Annotated in this window: 7 protein-coding genes; 1 reads left to right on the top strand and 6 read right to left on the bottom strand. The window is 67.6% G+C overall.

What is annotated here, in order from left to right; translation table 11 throughout:
• Nucleotides 1-3: 3 nt before the first annotated feature.
• From AB0H50_RS26915 to AB0H50_RS26940, 6 genes are all read right to left on the bottom strand, one after another.
• A complete protein-coding gene (locus tag AB0H50_RS26915) occupies nt 4-4,137 on the bottom strand; it encodes an SMI1/KNR4 family protein (RefSeq protein ID WP_357457631.1) in 4,134 nt (1,377 codons plus the stop codon).
• A gap of 364 nt (nt 4,138-4,501) precedes the next feature.
• Entirely contained in the window at nt 4,502-5,737 is a 1,236-nt protein-coding gene (locus AB0H50_RS26920) for a discoidin domain-containing protein (protein ID WP_357457633.1), read from the bottom strand.
• A 195-nt stretch (nt 5,738-5,932) separates the two neighbouring features.
• Nucleotides 5,933-7,210: a discoidin domain-containing protein gene (locus AB0H50_RS26925; RefSeq protein WP_357457635.1), complete on the bottom strand. Its 1,278-nt coding sequence runs from the start codon at nt 7,208-7,210 to the stop codon at nt 5,933-5,935.
• Nucleotides 7,211-7,337: 127 nt separating this feature from the next.
• Complete coding sequence (locus AB0H50_RS26930; protein WP_357457637.1) at nt 7,338-10,787, bottom strand: hypothetical protein; 3,450 nt, start codon at nt 10,785-10,787, stop codon at nt 7,338-7,340.
• 32 nt (nt 10,788-10,819) lie between these two features.
• The gene (locus AB0H50_RS26935) at nt 10,820-12,934 is read right to left on the bottom strand and encodes a hypothetical protein (RefSeq protein WP_357457639.1); all 2,115 of its coding nucleotides are present in this window, start codon (nt 12,932-12,934) and stop codon (nt 10,820-10,822) included.
• Between the two features lie 44 nt (nt 12,935-12,978).
• Nucleotides 12,979-15,789, bottom strand: coding sequence for a DUF6603 domain-containing protein (locus AB0H50_RS26940; RefSeq protein WP_357457641.1), 2,811 nt, complete (start codon nt 15,787-15,789; stop codon nt 12,979-12,981).
• Between the two features lie 450 nt (nt 15,790-16,239).
• Between AB0H50_RS26940 and AB0H50_RS26945 the strand changes: the two genes are divergently transcribed.
• Nucleotides 16,240-16,503 carry a hypothetical protein gene (locus AB0H50_RS26945; protein WP_357457643.1) on the top strand — a complete coding sequence of 88 codons (264 nt, stop codon included), beginning with the start codon at nt 16,240-16,242 and terminating at the stop codon, nt 16,501-16,503.
• The last annotated feature ends 101 nt before the right edge of the window (nt 16,504-16,604 follow it).

The following is a 16,604-nucleotide window of genomic DNA, read 5'->3' on the forward strand; positions in this document are numbered from 1 at the left end:
CGATCAGTCGGCGCTTTCCCGATATCCGCTCTTCTCCTTGGCGGCAATCATTTTCGCGGCGTGCGCGGCGGCCTTGCCCGGATCGCCGCAGCGCTTGACCGATACGGTGCCTTCGGTACCGACCTTGCCGTACCGGGTGGCGACCACGTCGAGACCGGGATCGGTGACGATCTCCCAGAACTTCGTACCGTGCGACCCGGTGGCCTCGAAATATCGGCGGATGAGCTCGGGCCCGCGCCGTTGACCCCCGGACAGCATCATGATCTCGGGCACGGCCCGTTCGAGCCGGTCGGCGAACTGGCTCAGGAACGAGGTCGCGAGGATCCACGACAGCGACCGTTCCCACCACGCCTCGGCCGGATGCCGACCCAGATGGGCGAATACCCGGTCGTCCGTGCGCGGGGCGGCTACCTCGGCGAACACCGTGTCGATGGTGCCGTCGAGTTCCAGCACCAGTGGGCTCAGGGTCGAGAGCACCGGCTCCCACTCCTGTTTGCGTTCACCGCGCAGCGTGGCCGTGTACTCCCGTCCGGCCGCCCGCGTGCGCGGCAGCTCGCGGCGCACCTCGGCGGGACCGAGCAGGCGCATGCCGATGTCGCCGACCCGCCACTCGGCGTGGCCGACGTGCTGCCAGAGGGTGCGCAGACTTTCGGGGAGCGGGGCGCCGAGCTCGGCTTCCAGCGCGTCGATCTCCGCGTCCGAAGCGGGCGCGCCGACTTCCGCGCGGAAGCCTGCCAGTCCGGGCGAGTGCGTGGTGAATCCCTGTGCCACCAGGTATTCCGCGATCTCGGCGAGTGCGGTCACATGCCAGGCGGGGTCTTGCGCGTCATTGCGAATGCGCGCGCGAACCCACCCTGCGACGGTGAGCTCGGTGCGCAGTCGATAGCCGTCCCAGCTCACCGACTCCAGACACGACAGCCGCGCGCCGTCGCGGTACAGCTCGAGCTCCCGGCGCTCGTGCGCCGCCGCGGCCGCAGGATCCACCGCGAACAGGAGCCGGTCGAACGCCATCAGGTACTCGGACTCGCCGTCGGCGCGGGCGAAGGTGCGCTGGATCGCGGCGCGCCCCGGCAGATACCACGGATCGGATTCGGTGTACTTCGCCGCGACGCTCGTGGCTTTCATTGCGGCGAAAGCGGTTTCGGCGGCGGACGCATCGGGGAAGGCCAGGCCGATAGTGTCGAAACGGCCATTGTTGACACCCCATCGGTACACGATCCGGTCCAGATAGCGGACCAGTTCGACGAATTCGTCGCGGGCTGCCGTCCACAGCAGGGTGCGCTCGGACTGTTCGGTCGTCTGCCCCAGAAACTCCCGCAGAGCGCCGTAGCCGATCGGGGTCGGCAGGAACGGGGCTTCGGACATGCCGAAACCGTCGAAGGCGAAAATATCGCCCTCCGAGTCGAGGAACCACACCCGGCCGGTGGCCGGATCGCTGAGCAGACGTCGCCGCAGGCTGGTGCCTGCCAGTACGGACAGGTCGTCGTCGCTGATCTTGGTGAGCGGTCGTCCCGCGCCCCGTGCCCGCGCACCACGCTCGAGCAGGGCGTTGCGCCGCGAGTCGGCCTCCCCCGACAACACCGCGGCCAGGCGGGTGCGCAGGTCGTCGGTATCGAGCGGGTTGGTCCAGTCCCGGCCGCGAGCCAGGCTGTCGGGTTCGGCAGGCGTGACCGGAATGGCCTCGAGGCGGGCGTGCGCGGCGCGGACCAGATCGAAGGATTCGGCTTCCATGGCGGCCACCACGCCGATGATGAGCGCGTAGGCGAAGACGCGCTGATCGGTCTCGTCCACGGGCGTCGGCCAGTCGACGATCTCTTGCAGCAGTTCCACTTTGGTCGAGCGCTGCCCGACATGATCGGCGAGCGCATTGGCGTAGTGCCCGGCGGCGCGGGCGTCACGGCGGTCGCGCAGCGCCCGCATCACCTCGCGGTGCACCTCGGCGGAGAAGATCTTGCCGATCGCGTTTCCCATGCGCCAGATGCTGCGTCGCTCGGTGAACAGGCGCTCGATGAGCGCTGTGCGCGCGGTGGTGGTGTCCATGGCGCGCACGGCGGAGTACAGGTTGGCGACGACATCCTCGAGCTGGCTGTCGAGGGTCTGTCCGTGGCTGAGCACCGGGCTGTCGGCCGGGTCCGACTCGGCGTAGCGCTGCCCGTACTCGTCGAGTGCCGCGATGAGATAGTCCTGCGCGCCCCGGTGATCGAACCGGTACAGCTGATGCCCCGCCGCATTGCGCGCGCCGATGGCGGGATGCGTCAGCACGGTATCGATCATGGCGGCGGCAGCGCGCCCGGCCTGCTCCGGCGAGAGCCGCCGCACCGTGCTGTCTTCCTCGGACGCGTCGAACAGCTGATTCCACAGCGCTTCGACGGTGCTGCCGGGTGCGGGCAGCGCGGTCAACCGCATCAGTTCGTCGAAGACCGGCGGCTGATGGGCAACCGGTGCCAGAGCCGCGCAGACGGTCTCTTTCAGATCGTCGACCTGCATGTCGCCGAGAATGTCCGAGGCGTGGGGCTCCGGCGTGTGCTCGAGCAGCCGGATCAAGACAGGCACGAGGGGGCTGTCGGCGGCATCCACCCGCAGTTCCCCGACGATCTGCGTGCGGTCCTCCGCGGGCAGTTGTCCCAGACCAATGGCGGCCAGTTCGGCGCGATCGGCCCGGGTGCCGTCGAGGGTGGTGCGCAGCGCCCACCCGATTGCTTCGGCCGGAGCTTTGTCGAGGTCGGCACGCAGCAGAATCCGTTGTGCGACAACGTCGGCCAGCTCGGGCCGGTCGATCCCGTCCAGCAACGCGGCATGGTCGCACTCTTGTTCGCGCAACTGCACCAGATAGTGAGCCGAGGATTCGGCGGCGGTGACTCGCTGGTCGAGTTCCGTGCGGGAGAGCACCGGCTCGGCTCCGCACAGTTCGTGTGCCCGCAGCAGGGCGGTCAGGCACGGGCGACTGTACGGATCCTTGGTGAGCAGGTCCCGTGCCGCCTCGGCCAGTGCCACGCCATCGCGCACCAGCGGCAGGGCCGTCGACAGTGCCCATACCCGGGTCTGCCAGTCGCAGGTGGAGGCGGATAGCAGTCGCACGAGGGTGTCGGCGGCCGGGCTGTGGTCGCGGCCGGCTCGCCGGTCCGTATCGGCGCGCAGCAGCGCCGTGCCCGTGGTGTCGGGCACACGATCCAGCGTCTCGAGCACTCGCTCGACGCTGAACGTCGCGCTCTCGAGCCCGTGGATGATCCAGCTCGCACGGCCGAGTGGCTGGTGGTCCGGGGCCATCTCCAGGGCGGTGAGCGCGGCCTGCGCGCGGGAGTCGTCGTCGGGGGCAAGGTAACTCAGCAGCAGTGAGCGGCGGATGCGGAAGTCCGTGACGGCGGTCAGGGTGCCGTCGATCGCCAGTGCGCCGAAGACCTCGACGAAGGCGTCCAGCAGTTCGGGGCGCGACTCGGCGCGAGCGATCTCATCGAGCACCCGAGCACGGTCGGCGTCGTTGGCGAGCAGGCTGGTGTGCAGCAGCCAGTAGATGGCCAGATGCGGATCCCGGTGCAGTAGCGGCAATTCCGCCTCGAAATCCTTGCGGGCACCGTCGTCCCACAGGTGCGAGAAGTGCCCGGCGGCGTTGGACGCCAGATCCTCGGCGTCCTGCATGGGCTGCCCGTCGTGCAGCAGCGGCCGGGCCAGCAGCCACATCAGCCATTGATAGCGCTCCGCCAGTTCGGCGCTGCCGGGGGTCGGTTCCTCATCGAGGGTGGGTGAGTGCGGCCGGAAGGAGTTGCGAATATCCCGGGGCGAGCGGTCGTCCGCATCGTCCTGCTCCGCGCGGCCGAGCTCCTCCTGGCAGGCGAGCCAGTCGTCGAAGGAGTCGAAACACAGCTCCAATTCCCGGGTTTCGTGGTCCTGCCACCACACCCGGCCGGTGCCGCGGAGATCCAGCAGGGTGTAGTCGTCACCTTCGTCGTCGAGGATGACGAATCCGCTCAGCGACTTGTCGATCGCTCCGAAGTACGGGTAGTTGAGCGCCAGATGGGCGTCGACAAGGTGGCCGCGGTCGCCCACCCAGTGGTCGAGCAGGTGGTCATCGATGGCATCGGTCACCCGAGTGGAGACGGCGGAACCGAAATAGCGACTGGCGGCGGAATGCAGGGCCATAGATCTTCCTGGTAGCGAAATGTTCTGTGCCGGTACGAGAGTCAGGGCAAGTCCGACGAGCCTGCGACGGCTGGGAGAACCAGCCACACAGGCGAAGGACTGCTTGGTTCGGCACGCTACCGTGCGGCGGTGACACCGACGGCGACAGCGTCGGTCGGCTCCCCAACGATGTACTCGACTGCGCTCGTGCTGGGACGCGCGCTTCCTGATCGGCCAGACTGCCCCGGTTGGGCTCAGTCGGCAGATTTCGGGCTTGCTGCGCAACAGTTTCCGCTTCACATGCCGTCCGCTTCAGCCGACCCGTGAATGCGCGAAGCTTGGTCTTCGGTCTCGTACCCGGCGAGGATGTCGTGGCGGAGGACTTTCAGCCTTCGGTGACACCGCGATGTGCGGTTACCGGGACGCCGAACTCGGCGACTTGGCTGGTGACTCGCAACGGTACTGGCGGCGGCGCAACCTGGAACGATCGAATGGCGAGAGTATTGGCTGTATAGGTGGTGAATTTCAGTTGGATATATCGCACCGGCACGCTCGAGGGCAAGGACACGTGCAGCTCGCGCTGGCCTTCTTCGAATACGCCCCGTGTCAGCCAATTCGTGCCGTCGACGGACGTAACCACTTCCCCGGCCGGCGGTAGGTATCTGCCGTTCGGATCGCCGAAATAGATATCGATGGCATCGATGTCGGCCACTCTTCCGAAATCTATTTGCGGGCCGTTTGGGCCCACGACGTGCTGGCCCTTGTAATACGTTTCGAGGTCTCCATCCAACATATTCTCCAGTGGGTAGAGGGGGTCGACACCTGGGTAGAATGGCACGCTCGTGGTCCAGGGTTTCGCCATGGTGAGTGCACCGAGCACCGTGAGGTTGCTGACCTCGAGGTCAGGGACGCGGACGGTGACTGTGGTCGACAGGGTGCGTTCGACGGTGTTGTTGCCGACCTGGACGGTCGCGCGCAGGTAGAACACGGTGGTGTGGGTCACGTTGTTGACCGGGTAGGTGGTCAGGTTCAGGACGTTGACCTCGGCGGTGTCGTAGAGCAGTCGCAGCGAGGAGGCTCCGCTGGCTTCCCAGTTGAGTTCGACCGAGCCGTTGTTGTCGATGATCAGTGGTTCGGCAATGAAATTGGCCAGGTGAAAGTTCGGGGGGAACTTACCGATGTCGAATATTGTGGTGCCGGTTTCCCACGGGTCGTCGAGGCCGGCTTCCCGCCATTCGAGGTCGATACGCAGTGGCGCGCTGCCGATTTCGGTGTTGATGCGCATGCCCATCAACTGCACGGTGACGCCTTGGTCGCGGCCGATCTCGGCGTGGCCGGAGGCGGGGGTGAAGGTGATGGTTTTGGTGGCGGTGTTGGTGGTTGGAGTCCAATCGGGCAGGCTGATCTGGGCGGAGGCGCTGGTAAGGTCCGGGGTGAGATCGGGTGAGTTGTTGCCGGTAGGGACGGTGAGGGTGATCTTGCGGCATTCGATCGCGGTCGCGCTGCGGCGGCTGCCCACCAGAACGATGTCCGCGCGTTGCGGGTCACCGCTCGACGGCGAGACTCGGACGGGGTCGGGATTGGTGTTGAGGTCGAAATGCAGCGGGGAGGTGTTGGCCACCGCGCCGTCGGTGGTCGTGGCAGTGGTGGCGGTGTATTGCGGGATGGTAGTGCTCATCAGCCGGGCTCCTCATTCGTTGTGCTGCTGGGTATTTCGGCTCCCGTGGGCGGCATTCGATCCACACTGCCTACAACGCCGCAGCGTGGTCGAGCGCGCCTGCCGAGCCCAGGTGAGCCGCGCGGGATGATCTGTTCGTCACCCCTCGGTGATGCCTCGATGCGCGGTGACCGGGATGCCGAATCCGGCTTCGGCGCCGCCGATTTGCAGCCTCGGTTGCCCGGCTTGGAACTGTCGAACAGCGATGCTGGAGGACGGATTCTCGACATACAGCTGGACGATGCGCATCATCACGTCTTCGTCCGACGTCCAATGCGCCTCGGGCGTCGGGGTGATTTCCGAGATCAGGGGCCGCCAGCCATGGCCGTCGAGGGAATGTTGCACGTTGAACCTACTTGGCAGGTGGGCGCCGTCGGGAGTTCCGAGATAGATGTGGATATCGCGGATGGGCCGTGGGCTGCCGAAGTCGATTTTCACCGTGCCGCCGTAGCTCGGGTTACCTCCGGACTCGCTCAGATAGTAGGTTTCGAGGTTGCCGTCCAGCATGTTCCGCGCGGAGTGTGCGGGGTCTTCTCCGATCAGCCCTCCCACGATGAGCCTGCTGGGCCAATCCACCATCAGTGAACCGACTACCCGCAGGTTTCCGATCTCCATGTCAGGCACTCGAACGGTGACGGTGGTCGAGAGCACACGTTCGACGGTGTTGTTGCCGACCTGCACTGTCGCACGCAGGTAGAAGACGGTGGTCTTGGCTAAGTGCTTGACCGTGTACGTGGTCAGGTTCATGACGTTGACATCAGCGGCGTCGTAGAGCAACCGCAGGGAAGACACTCCCTTGGCCTCCCAGTTGAGTTCGGCCGAGCCGCCGTTGTCGATGACCAACTCTTCGGCCATGAAACCGACGAGGTCGAACTCGGCCGGGAACTTACCGATGTCGAATGTGGTGATGCCGGTCTCCCACTGGTCGTCGGATCCGGCTTCCCGCCACTCGACTTCGAGACGCAGCAGTGCGGTGCCGACGACGCTATTGATGCGCATTCCCATCAACTGCACGGTGACGCCTTCGTCGCGGCCGATCTCGGCGGAACCGGAGGCGGAAGTGAAGGTGATGGTTTTGTCGGCGGTGTTGGTGGTCGGCGTCCAATCGGCCAGGCTGATCTGTGCCGAGGCGCTGGCGAGGTCCGGGGTCAGGTCGGGAGAGTTCTCGCCGGTGGGTACCACGACGGTGACCTTGCGGCATTCGATAGTGGTCGGGCCGCGGCGGCTGCCCACCAGAACGAAATCGGCGCGTTGCGGGTCACCGGACGCCGGTGAGACCCGAACCGGGTCGGGAGTGGTGTTGAGGTCGAAGGTCAGCGGTGGGTCGCTTGTGATCGAGCCGTCGGTGGTCGCGGTGTACTGCGGGATCGTGGTCATCGGCGGCTCCTCGCTTGTCGGAGGGGTAAGCGTCGGATGCGTGGCATGCTGTCGTGTCGTGTCGTGTCGTGGTGGGGTGCGGCCGAAGCGATCGTTTCGGTGGCGTGGTGCTGCGGGTCGGTCGCGGTCAGCGTGCTCCCAGCTGGTTGCCAGGAATGCGGCTGTGTTCGGCGGCGTCGCTCAACACCAGGAATCCCGAACGGATTTCGTGGTCGTCGCCGATCGGGAGCGAGGTCGGGTCGGGTGCCGTGATCGGCAGCTGCGCCCACTCGGTGCCGACCTGTTCGGCCCACGACCATGTGCCGGTCACGGTGGCCGGCTGCGGCAGGATGGCCGCGCCCTGATCGGTGGTACCGATCAGCAGCGGCCCAGCACGGAATGCAACCGCCATCTCGGCCAGTGCGGCGTCGGTGAATCGCTGTGGGATGAACACAGATTCGACCGGGAGAATGTCGGTCGTGGCGTGTACGGCGGCGCGTGGATCGGCGAGCACGGTGAGGGTGGCGGTGCTGTCGTTGGCGAAGGCGAGCTTGATGCGGTCGCCGTCGCCGATGGGGCGCAGGTAGCCGCCGTGGTTGCCGCTCGGGGTGACCACTGTCTCGAAATGGTTGTAGTCCTCGTCGAGGATGTAGCCGACCAGGCCGTCGTCGGTTTGCAACGCTTCGCCGAGGCGGACGTTCCAGCGATAGCCCGGCATATTCGGGGTCGGTGGGCTGAGTACCTGCTGCCAGGTGACGTCGGTGCGCACAGGACCGCACAGCCGCAGGTCGAGGCGGGCCCGGACCAGGGCCAGTGGGCGGCCGAGTAGGAAGCCGAGGCTTTTGTCCTCTGGGCCGTCCGGGTCGATGAGGGTGATGGTGTCGTCGATCAGCTTGCGGACTGCGTCGAACACCGCCGGTCCGCGTTGTTTGATCGCGGCCAGGAAGTGGTGTGCGTGTGGGTGGTTCGTGGCGAGCTGGTCGAATTCCAGGACCGGCGATTCGGGCAGCGGGGTCCATTCGACGACCTTTTGCCCGTTCGGGGACAGCACGACTCGCAGATCGCCCAGCGCCTTGCCCTCCGGGTCGTAGCACGCCAGCGCGCGATCGAGGCGGTTGTGCACCAGCCACGCGCAGATCGGGTTGGCGCCCGCGCTGAGTTCGACATCGGAATCGGCGGTGGCGGACAAGAAGTCGAATCGCAGCTTGGCCGGTTGCAGCAGTCGCGGACCGAGTTCCACGTAGCGGTCGGTCTGGATTTCGCCGACGGCGTGGTCGGGGGTCATGGACCGGGGTTTGCGCAGCCTGTCGAAGTGCAGCGGGTTGTCGATGAGGTTGACCGCGCGGCCGAACCGGTCGACCACCGACAGCCGGGTGAACATCAGGTGCCCGGAACGGAGTTCCTGGAAATCCGAGTCCTCCCAGTCGTCCCATTCGAACACCGGTTGGGGCCCGGGGTCCGGGGCCGGGCCGACGCCGGAGCCGATCAGATCGCCGATGGCACCGCTGGGTGTGCGGTTGCCTCCGGACATTCGCTGGCCGACGGTGGCGCTGAGCCCATCGAGGCGCTGGGACAGCTGGTCGAGGCTGTGCAATTGCTCGCGCAGCCCGTGCAGCAGTGGTTCGGGCAGGTCATCGCGGCCGTTGGCGTAGCTGTCGAGTTTGCCTTCCTGGTCATAGCCGCTGAGGGGTGCCAGCATTTGGCGGCCGCTGACGGTGACGGCGGCCTTCAGTGTTCCCTCGCCCTGCCAGCGGTAGCGGGTGCCGTCGAAGCGCCAGCGTTCGGCGGTGCCCTCCACGAACGGGATCGCGGTGTATTCGGCCTCCCACATGAGATACAGCGGCTGCCAGGGCTGACGCCACGGGGCGGTACCGTATTCGGGCAGTGTCCCGGTGGCGCCGCCGAGGCCGACACCGGTCTTGCGGGCCTGGTCGATGATGAAGAACTCGGTGACCAGGGCACGCATCGGACCGGGCAGGCCGGTGACGTTCACGTCATTCACCAGGTCGGCGACCGTGGTGGCGGTGATGGAGCCGATCGCCGTGATCAGGCGTTCGGCCACCCGGCACGGCAGGTCCGAACCGCGGGTCAGTGGCGCGTTGAGGTTGGCGCCTGCCAGCATCAACACCGGGTCGGCGTGCTGCTCGAAGGGCTCCTCAGGAGAGCGTTGCAGTTGCAGCGTGGACCGTAGGCCGTGCTGGGCGGCGTAGTCGGCCGCGCGGGTGGCGAGCGCGTCGGCGGTTGTCGCCCAGGGAATTTCGTTGCGCATGGCCGCAACCTCGGCGGCCAGTGCGGCGGTTTTGCCCGCCGTGTACGCCGGATTGCTCGGATCGAGTTCGCGGTCTATGCGGGTGGCGAAGAAGTCCGGCTGATTCGGCTCCTGCGACAGCGACCACAGCACATGCAGGCGCTGCTGGAGGTCGGCGAGTTCGCGTTCCTTCTCGTCGAGTTCGCGTTGGGCAGTGTTGAGTTCGGCGACGACGTCGGCGGCGCGGGCCTTTTCGGCGGCCCGTTCGTCGGCCGACAGCGCGGCACGCGCTTCCTCGCCGCCGCGATCGACCACCCGCCAGGTGAACCCGCCTGGGACGGGGCCGAATCCGGAGCGGTGCGCGGCACGGTCGGGGAACAACTCGCCGTCGGCACGGTCGTACTCGTTCAGCACGCCGAGGGTGAACGCGCTGTAGAGCCGGGCCGCGTCTTCGCTCAGCGAGCTGGTGCCGCCCGACTGCTCTTGGAGCACACCGGCCGCCTCGGCGGTGCTGTTGCCGATGGCTACGGCGATCTCGGCGGCGCGCGGACTATCGGATGGGTAGACACCGTCGTTCGGGCGCCAGTCGATCCCGAGGGCGCTACCGGAGTACACCGAGCGACGTGGGGAGCCGAAGGTCGCGGCCAGACTCCACTCCAGGCTCGACATCAATTCGGGGAAGGGGATTTCCGCGTTCTCCCCGGCGACGAGGATGTCGGCCTCAGGGTCGGAATACCAGCCGACGACGTGGTAGCTGAGCCGGTCGTCGCCGTCGATATCGGCGAGGGCATCGTGGATGGAGAAGACGTTCTTGTTGTAGGGCTGGAACACCGAGAACGTGAGCAGCCCGGGCCCGAGCGCGGTGAGGAACTGGGTGCCGCCCGGCTCCTGCCACGGGCTGCCGGTGGTGAGCTCCACCAGTTTGCCGATCTTGGTCGCGGTGGCGTTCTCGGTGTGTGGGTCCAGATAGGACACCGAACCCTGCTGCGGGTGCAGGAAGTCGCTGTGCACGATCCAGGCGCGCACACCGCCATTCGAGCGCCGCGTCACCAGCCAGCGGTTGGGCACCAGTGGGAAATCGCCTATCTCGCCGGTGATTTCGTCCTGGCGACCCTGCGTGAGAGCCTCGGGCAGCTGCCACTGCACATACACACCGAGCCTGGAGGCATCGCCGCCCCACGGCTCGGTACCGGAGAACGGCTGTGGTTCGGGTGCGGCGTTGATCTCGACGAACGGCACGAAATTGGCGATCCAGCGCTGCATGACGTAGGTGCCGTCGGTGTCGCGGGTCTGCGCGTTGACCGCGAAAGCCGCGACCTCGACCGGGACGACGAGCGTGTCGTTGGGCATGGGCGTACCCCTTCGGGAGGATCGGGATCGGGTCAGGAACGGTCGAAAGTCTGGATCTGCGGGGCTCGGATCATCTGCAGCGCGAACTGAGCGGGCGAGAGCGTCGACATGCCGTGCGCGGCGGCCAGTTCGGGCAGCAGCTTGTTCTCGATGTCGAGCACGTCGCCGGACGGGCGCAGGAACCGTCCGAACCCAGCCGGTTCGGGGAACTCCCCGTCGTCTATGGGCGAGCCGATATTGCCGGTCAGCCAACGCATTTGGATGGTGCCGACGTCGCCGACGCCGAAGTACAGGCCTTGTGGCGGTTCCGCGATGGTGAAGGTGTCGATGACCTCCGGGTAGAGCAGCAGCAGGACGCCGTTGCCGAAATTCGCCTGCCTGCTCGGTGCGATTTGTTGCTCGCCGCGGAAGGCGCTGTAGATCGTGCGCGGCCAGTTCGGGACGAGAGCGGAGCGGATCAGCACCCCGCACGCGGGAGTCGCGCTGACCTCGAGGGCCAGCGTGTTCAGGTCGGCATCGAGAGCGTGGCCGACGCCCACGCTGAGTGCGCCGTCTACCGCGGCCCGCAGCCACCCTTCGTCGACGTAGAAGAAGCGGATGCTTTCCGGTGGCAGCATGCGTGGGTCGGGCACCAGATGCTCGAACGGCAGCATCTCCAGCGCGACAAGCCGATTCAGCCATTCCTGCACCGGATCGAGTTCCTCGGCGACGGCGGCCCGCAACACCGCGCGCGTTTCGGCCTGTGCGACAGTGGCGCGCAGGCCGGCGGCCGTCAGCGCGCCGTTGCCGCGCGTCGCCCGCGCGGCGGGGCGGATCGGGGCGGCGGCCAGGTCGGCGCCGCTGCGGCCGAGCGCACCGGACAGCCGCGTCTCGAGCAACTGGTCGAAGGCGTGGCGTGCCTGGTTCTCCAGCACCGCTCGGCCCGCGGCTTCGACGCTGCGTCCGGCGATCAGGTCGGGATGCGCACCGATCCGGCGGGCGGCGCGGCGCGCGACTTTTCGGAATTCCAGCAGCCGGTCCCGGAACGGGGCATCAGCCAGCGCGAGGGTGCGACCGAGGCTGAACGCGCTGGCGTAGCCGGTGTCGAAGATCCCCCACTGCTTCAAGTAGATGAGAGCTTCCCCAGCGGACTCGAGCCGGGGCGCGGCGGGGGCGGGCAGGCGCTGGGCGGGGTCGGCCGTGAGTGGGCCGCGGTAGAAGCTGACGCTGCGCTCACCGGATTCCAGACGCTGCGCCATGGCGGTGGCGCCGGAACGCAGTCGTTCGATCGCATCGCCGTCGGCGGATCCGCTGGCCAGCGGAACCCGCAGCGCCAGATCGGGTTCGGCGGCCAGGTGCTGCACGAGGTCGCCGAACCCGATGCCGGTGTCGTGCAGCGTCTCGAATGCCCACGCGTGCAGCGTCACCAGGCGCAGGCCCTCGCTCGGTGGAGTGCCGGTGAGGTACTGATGCATCCCTTCCAGTGAAACCAGGTGCGCGACATGCCTGCCCGCGGTCGCGGCCGGGAATCGGCTACTGACGACAGTGGCGTTGAGGTCGGAGAGCTGCGGTTCGGGGTCGGTGCCGCGCACGTGATCGGCGTCGGGCGGCCCGCCCTCCCGGATGTGGGCGAGCAGCGCGAGTTCGGCGACGGTCGGGCGGATCGTGGCAAACACGTTCGCGGGCACGAGGATGCTGCTGCAGGCCAATTCGGCCTCGCCGTCCATCAGTGACCCGTCGGTGATCGTCGGCGGTTTCCCGGGCCCGGCGGCGCGGTCGAGCAGTTGCCGGACCGTGGACACGGTCACTTCGCCGACTGCCTGCGGGTCCTCGGGCAGTTCACCTTCACGGAACAACAGCAGCGCCACCCATGGGACGCCGTCGCCGGACGAACCGAGCAGCCGCGCCCAAGGCAGGCCGGCGGCGTCGAGGGTGATGTGCGGCAGGATCTGGCTGTACTTTCCGACGGCTCCCGGCACCGGGTAGCAGCCGTGGATCTCGGAGCCGCCCAAGGAGAATCGCGGCCCGCGCACGCCGAAGTGCTGTTGCCGGGTCGTCAGGGTGGCGACGGTGTCGATGTTCTGTTCGACGCTGATCAGGTATTGGCCCGCGTAGAGCGACGGGATCCGGTGGTCCAAGAATCGGGTGCGATGACTGGTTGTCGGCATGGCGAAGGTTCCCCTGTTCTCGGCGGGCGCTGGAGGGAGCGGATTCAGTTGGCGGACACCAGCATCGGTTCGGCGGTGAATGCCGTCTGGCAGGCCCGGGCGTAACCGGACAGGTTGTTGTCGAGGGCGCCGAGGTCGAAGCCGAGCGCGGTGAGCTGCCCGGCGAGGCGCTGGCGCGCGGCCGTCTGCTCGGTGGCCGCGACCGTGGCGGCGATGGTGGCGATGACACCGCCCGGTCGTGTGGGAAGGGCGCCGACCGGGCCTGCGTTCGGGTCCAGAGGCTGCGCGCCGTCGGGGTCGACCGGGTCGAATGCGATCGCCTCCTGGTCGATGAATCCGGTGGAGGTGCCGTGCCGCGGTGCAGGCGAGGTCATCGCGGCGCCCAGCAGCTGATCGGGCACCACGTGGTTGCCGTCGCTGGGCAAGCTGCCGGAACCGCGGGAGCCCCACAGTTCGGCGGCGACGGTGGCGGTGCGTTTGGCCCGTGACCATTCGCCGAGGTCGCGGGCGGCGCCGTCGAGGGTGAGTTTCACCCGCTGGTTGCTGGTGACGCCGCGCCACCGGGTGGGCCGCAGGTTCACCGTGCTACCCGATTCCGCGGGTGCTGTCGCGGTGCCGAGGAATATCTTGGTCAGCGGCACTGTGGTGTCGGTGGTGAAGGTGAATCCGCTTGCCGATACCTCCCAATAGTCGTTCGCGAGGGTGCGGGTGGCGGGGTGCTTCTCGACGAGGAGGCCCGCGCCCGGCAGCACGCGCACGTTGTTCTCCGCCGGCGGCAGCAGTGCGCTGAACCCAGGCCAATCCAGCTCGTTGCTGGCCCCTGCGCGGCCGTTACCGAAGTTGATGGTGAACGAGATGAACCACAGCTTGATCCTGGCCGTGCCGCCGGTCGGTGGACCCCAGACTTCCAGGTGCACACCGATTTCCACGGTGATGGTGATGCGGACGAAGATGATCTTCACCGAAGCGGACACCCCGATGGACACCTTCAGGCCTACGTCGAAGTAGAACGGCTTCCACTGGATCAGCGCATCGACCTGCGCCGTGCACCAAGCCCGCACGACGCCGGAGTGGAACCGGATGGCCAACCCGCCGCCCGCCATCGCCGCGCCCGCGGTGACGGCCAGGTAGGCGTTGCCGGAGATGGTCACCGAACCGGTCAAGTCCCAATCGAAGCCGACCCGCGGCTGCGCCGGATACTGTTTCGGCGCACGGTAGTTCGGGTGGAACCCGCCGACGGAGAAGACGAAGTCGCCCGCGTACGGGCTGGGCCCGAACCAGGTTCGCAGCGAGATCCCGCCACGCAACCGGCAATTCGGGTCGAGCAGGTACGAATCGCTGGTGAGACCCGCGTCGAATGCCAGCTCACCCTGCTTGGGTTTGATCACCGCGCTCAGACCGACGCCGATCCGGGCGTACTTGCGCCCGGCTCCCTTGGGTAGGTCGGCGGCGCCGGTGCCCATCAGGGCGATGGTCAGCTCCTCGCCGGTCTGCACCAGGGCAAACAGCCGGCCCTCGATCAGCTCTGCGAGGGTGAACCCCAGCCCGGCCGCCACCCACAGCTCGTCGTCCTTCGCCGTGATCCACGGATTGGCGGTGAGGGTGAGGGTGCGCAGGATCTCGACCGGATCCTCGGTCTCGCCGCCGATCGACGCCGGGTCACTGAGCGCCTTGACGAACGGAAAGTCGTCCAGCTCGGTGACCGCGGGAACCCTGATACGGCTGTTCCAGCCGAAACCGACTGCCACGCCGGTCAATCGGATGGCGGGAATGCCGATGCCCGGGTTGCCGCCGATCCCGGCGTAGCCGAAGAACGACGGCTTCGCCGCCCCCGACTCCGGCACCACGTACGCGCCCGCGCCGGTGCCGTACAAGCTCGACTTCGCGCCCTTGAACGAGAACATCAGGACGCCGCCGATGATCGTCTTGTACGGCGACTGAGCGTTCAGCAGCCCGAGCGCCCCGCTGATCATCAGCGGGTCGTAATCGTAGGTGACGTCGGCGACCGCGCCATCCTCGCCGATGGTCAGCGCCCAGCGGCCGTTGCCGCGCTCGGAGCCGGAACCGGTGCCCGCGAGCAGGGCGAACCCGTCGGCGGTCGCGACCGCCCTGACCGGTGGGTGCACGAACCCGCTGCGGTGTGCCCGCGGCTGCGCGACCGGCAGCGTCCTCCCGAGGCCGTCCACTCGGGAGGGATCGAGTACGACCTCCCCGCGGGGTGCGGCCAGTGGCACCAGCATCCTGCGTGGGCGGGTCGGCGCGGCGGGCAGCAGTAGCCAGCTGCCCGGTGGCAGCTCGGTGGCGAGCGGGTCGGGCAGCACACCGCGCACCACCTCGATAGAGCCCAGCTCCGCCAGCTGGGTCAGTGGCACCGGCGTGTGGGTGCACACCACATGCCAGCCATCCGCCTCGACCGTGAACACCCGCTGATCGTTCGCATGCATCCGCACGACCGTCCCGAGGCCACTGGCCTCCAGCGACGCGCCGGCGGCCCCGTCGAGTCGGATGTCGACCCGCTCCAGCACCTGACACGGCAGCACAGGCAGTTCGAAGCCGAGGCATCGAGCCAGCAGATGTGCGGGTGCCCCCGGTCCGGGCAGGCGCATTTCCAGCGCGGCCGAGCTGTCGTCCGGGGCGATCTGGAGGGTGAGCGCGGCCGCGGTCTCGCAGAAGGGGACACGGGCAGTGCCCACTGCTTCGCGGGTTGCCGCGCCATCGTGCCCGAAGCGCAGCACGCCGTCCGGGAACAGGACCCGCAGCCCGTCACCGAAACCGAAACCATCGACGGGAACCTCGGCCGGGGCACCGTCGGCCTCATCGAGAAGTTTGCGTAGCCAACCGATCTGGACGGTCACAGCGGTCCTCCTCCGTGTGAAACGAACGACGAAAACGCCCAGCACAGCCTCATCCGATGGCGTGCGCACACGGGCGATCGGTGAAGGCGTCGTCGAGATCATCAGCGGTACTCACGGCCCGGTCTCCCCTACTCACTGGACCGGGCAAGTCACACAAATCCGACGGTAAGCCACGACGCGGCCCGGCACAGCGGTTTCCCGGTCGGCGCGACCCCCGCGCTCGCGTGTGGCGACTTCTGCATTCCGCTCCGGCACGCACGGTGACACCGCACCCGCAAGAATCACCGTGCAGGTGCATTTCGCTGGCGACGAGGGGCGCATGCAGCTGCTGGCGGGCGAAGCGTTCGGCCATCGGCATATAGCCGAGCTTCGACCCGGACACATCCCTGCCCGTCGCCTTGTTCACCCGCGTCAGCAGGACGACAATCGAAGTCGACACCGAGGCGAAGGATGACCAAGCCGGCCGTGGATCGATGTGCGATCGCCGCCGAGTTCGAGGGAGCGCGGCGGCGTCTACACGAGCTGGTCGACTCCTGCACCGATGAAGGCTTCGAGCGGCCCACCCATGGCACTCGGTGGACGAACGAGCAATTGCTGTTCCACATGGTGTTCGGGTACCCGTTCTTCACGCCGGTGATGACCATCGAAGACGTCTACCGGTATCCAGTGCGGCACTTCGATTTCCACGACCGCCAACTCACCATCGGTGGGTGAGGCGGGGCGGGGGGGGGGGGCGCCGGGCGCGCGCCCCCCCCCGGGCGGGATAACGAACCCCGGCCCCCAAATGGGACCCCGGGGTTTGAAGGGAATACAGA

Origin of the sequence: Nocardia sp. NPDC050793 (assembly GCF_040654065.1) — a bacterium.
In the GTDB taxonomy this organism is placed as follows: Bacteria; Actinomycetota; Actinomycetes; order Mycobacteriales; family Mycobacteriaceae; genus Nocardia.